The sequence below is a fragment of the Streptomyces sp. 8L genome (assembly GCF_020176795.1).
Lineage (GTDB): Bacteria > Actinomycetota > Actinomycetes > Streptomycetales > Streptomycetaceae > Streptomyces.
The window spans coordinates 1-3,413 of the sequence record NZ_JAIUKE010000738.1 but is presented as its reverse complement, the minus strand read 5'-3'; the positions used below and the strand labels follow the sequence as shown (position 1 = coordinate 3,413).

At 74.1% G+C, this 3,413-nt stretch carries 2 protein-coding genes; one reads left to right on the top strand and one right to left on the bottom strand.

What is annotated here, in order from left to right; all coding sequences use genetic code 11:
* Positions 1-188 precede the first annotated feature (188 nt).
* Positions 189-2,117, top strand: coding sequence for an AAA family ATPase (locus LCE31_RS38040; protein ID WP_225022722.1), 1,929 nt, complete (start codon positions 189-191; stop codon positions 2,115-2,117).
* Between the two features lie 136 nt (positions 2,118-2,253).
* Here LCE31_RS38040 and LCE31_RS38035 read toward each other — a convergent pair whose 3' ends face one another.
* Positions 2,254-3,363 (bottom strand): hemolysin family protein, encoded by a 1,110-nt coding sequence (locus tag LCE31_RS38035; RefSeq protein WP_225022724.1) that lies wholly within the window; start codon positions 3,361-3,363, stop codon positions 2,254-2,256.
* Positions 3,364-3,413 lie beyond the last annotated feature (50 nt).

Below are 3,413 nucleotides of genomic sequence, written 5' to 3'. Positions count from 1 at the left end.
CCCTCACCCCGAGTGACGGAAACAGCCCTCCCGGAGAGCGGCACCCACCCCGATTACGGGCCCCACCAGCGCGGGTACGATGCACTGCGGTGCGGTCACATCCCGTCCGCCCAGGGGCGGTTCGGCAACGGCCGACGGGCGCCCGCCCGCCGGAACACCACGGGGCACGGTGTGGGTGGGGGACCTCGATGGACATCGGCACGCAGGGCATGGCGGCCCCGGCCGACCTCGCATGGGTGCGCGGCGTCGACGCGTACACGATGGGCGCCTACCAGCAGGCCGAGGAGGAGTTCAGAACCGCGGTGCGGCTGGACCCCGGCATGGCCGACGGCTGGCTCGGGCTGCACGCGCTGCGCGTGGACACCTCCACCGCCCTGCTGCGCATGTACGCGGGCCGCGACCGCTTCGGCGAGCAGCGGGCGCGGCACGGACGCACCCTCAACTCCTGGTACTGGCTGGGCTGGTGGGTCCAGCCCGTGCTGGAGACCGGGCGGGACCTGCTCCTCGCGCACGCGTCGCACTGGCTGGACGGCCGCCGCGTGCCGGAGCTCGACCAGGCGCTCGCCGGGCTGCCGCCGTTCGACACCGACCCGCAGGTGCGGTTCCTGCACGCCTGCCGGGCCTACCTCGTCAAGGACTGGGAACTGCTGGCCCGTTGCACCGACCCGCTCCTCGACGACCCGCAACTGGGCACGGAGGCCGGCCTATTCGGCGGCATGGCGAGGATCAGACTGGAGATGTACGGGCAGGCGGAGCCGCTGCTCGCCACGGCCCTGATGCGGTGCAGGAGCGAGCAGCCGCAGCGCAAGGAGCTGCGGTACTGGCTGGCCCGCGCGCACGAGGGGACGGGGCGCAGCGCCGCCGCGTTACCTCTGTACCGGGCGGTGCACCGGCTCGACCCCTCGTTCATGGACACGGCGGCGCGGCTCGCCGCGAACGCCCACGCCGACGGCTACGAGGGCCCCGACCCGGCGGACCCAGGGCCCTACGACCTCGGCGACCCGGCCGGCGCGGTGCCGGTCGCGCTGAGCGGGTTCGGCGGCGACGCCCTCTTCGACGCGCAGGGCGAACCGGACGCGGCCTTCCCCCTGGACCCGCGCTACGGCGGCGCCGGGCCGGGCGCCGCGGGCCCGGAGGCGGCCCCCTCCCCCGACGAGATACGCGAGCGGACGGACCCGCCGCCCAGGGCGCCGGCCCCGCCGCCCTTCCCCGAGTCGCCGACGGACGCCGTGCTGCTCGCCGAGGCGCTCGCGGAACTGGAGCGGATGGTCGGCCTGGAACCGGTGAAGCGGCAGGTACGGGCGCTCTCCGCGCAGTTGAACATGGCCAGGCTGCGGGCCGGGGAGGGGCTGCCCGTCCAGCCGCCGAAGCGGCACTTCGTCTTCCTCGGCCCCTCCGGCACCGGCAAGACCACCGTGGCGCGCATCCTCGGCCGGGTCTTCTACGCGCTGGGCCTGCTCGGCGGCGACCATCTGGTGGAGGCGCAGCGGGCGGACCTCGTGGGCGAGTACCTGGGGCAGACGGCGGTGAAGGCGAACGAGCTGATCGACTCCGCGATCGGCGGGGTGCTCTTCGTCGACGAGGCGTACAGCCTCTCCAACGCCGGGTACAGCAAGGGCGACGCGTACGGCGAGGAGGCCCTCCAGGTGCTGCTGAAGCGGGCCGAGGACAACCGCGACAACCTGGTGGTGATCCTCGCGGGCTACCCGGAGGGCATGGAGCGGCTCTTCGAGGCGAATCCGGGCCTGTCGTCGCGGTTCACCACCCGGGTCGACTTCCCCAGCTACCGGCCGCTGGAGCTGACCGCCATCGGGCAGGTCCTGGCGGCGGAGGGCGGCGACACGTGGGACGAGGAGTCGCTCGACGAACTGCGCTCGATCAGCGGCCACGTGGTCGACCAGGGCTGGATCGACGAACTGGGCAACGGCAGGTTCCTGCGCACGCTGTACGAGAAGAGCTGCGCGTACCGCGACCTGCGTATGGCGGGCTACGCGGGCGCGCCGAGCCGCGACGACCTGGCGACACTCCGGCTGCCCGATCTGATGCAGGCGTACGGCGAGGTCCTGTCGGGGCGGGGGCGCGGGCGCGCCCGCCCCGAGGACGGTCAGCCCGGCTGACCGGGGGTGCTGCCCTGCGGGCCGCAGGCCGGGCCCGGGGGCGCCTTGTGCAGGAGGGCGCCTTTCCTTACGGGGGCGTCCGTGCGTACGGCGGCGCCGTCGTGCCCCGTTCGCGCGGGGTACGGCGGCGCCGGCCTCACGTACGGGGGCTCAGCGCGAGGTCCTGGTCCGTGCCGCCATCGGTCCTCGCGTCCTGGACGGGCAGCGGCGGGGCGCCGCGGTGCGAGGGGTCGCGCACCTCGCCCACCAGGGTCTCCAGCACGTCCTCAAGCGCCACCAGGCCGATGATCCGGCCCGACCCGTCCGCGACCTGCGCCAGGTGCGTGGCGGCCCTGCGCATCACGGTGAGCGCGTCGTCCAGGGGCAGTTCCGCGCGCAGGGTGGTCATCGGGCGCCACAGGTGCTGCGGCACGGCACGCTCCGGGGCCTCCAGGTCGAGGACGTCCTTGACGTGGAGGTATCCCATGAAGGCGCCGCCCGCGACCGCGCACACCGGGAAACGCGAGTACCCGGTGCGTACCGTCAGCTCCTCGATCTCCCGGGGGGTGACGGCCGTGGTGACGGTGATCAGGGACGCGCGGCCGAGCAGGACGTCGGTGACGGGCCTGCTGCCGAGTTCGAGCGCGTCCTCCAGCTGCTCCTGCGCCTCGGGCTCCAGGAGGCCGGCCTGTCCTGAGTCCTCGACGAGGCGGCCCAGCTGGACGCTGGTGTACACGGCGTCGACCTCGTCCTTGGGCTCCACCCGGAACAGCCGCAGGACGAACCGCGCACACGCGCCGAGCGCCACCGTCACCGGACGGCAGGGCCGGGCGAAGCCGACGAGCCAGGGGCTCAGCCACAGGGCGGCCTTGTCGGGCGCGGCCATGGCCAGGTTCTTCGGGACCATCTCGCCGATCACGAGGTGGAGGAAGGAGACCAGCGCCAGCGCGATCACATAGCCCGCGGGGTGCACGAACCCGTCGGGGACGTGGGCGGCCTGGAAGGCGGGTTCGAGCAGGTGGGCCACGGTCGGCTCGGCGACCGCGCCGAGCGTCAGCGAGCAGACCGTGACGCCGAACTGTGCGGCGGCCATCATCTGCGGCAGGTTCTCCAGGCCGTAGAGGGTCCTGCGGGCGCGGGCCGAGCCCTGGCGCGCGTACGGCTCGATCTGGCTGCGGCGCACCGACACGAGGGAGAACTCGGCGGCCACGAAGAAGCCGTTGGCGAGGACGAGGAGCAGGGCGCAGACCAGTTGGAGGGCGCTCATCGGCGGCCTCCCGCGCTCGCGCCCGCCCTGGTGTGCGCGTCGGGCGGGCG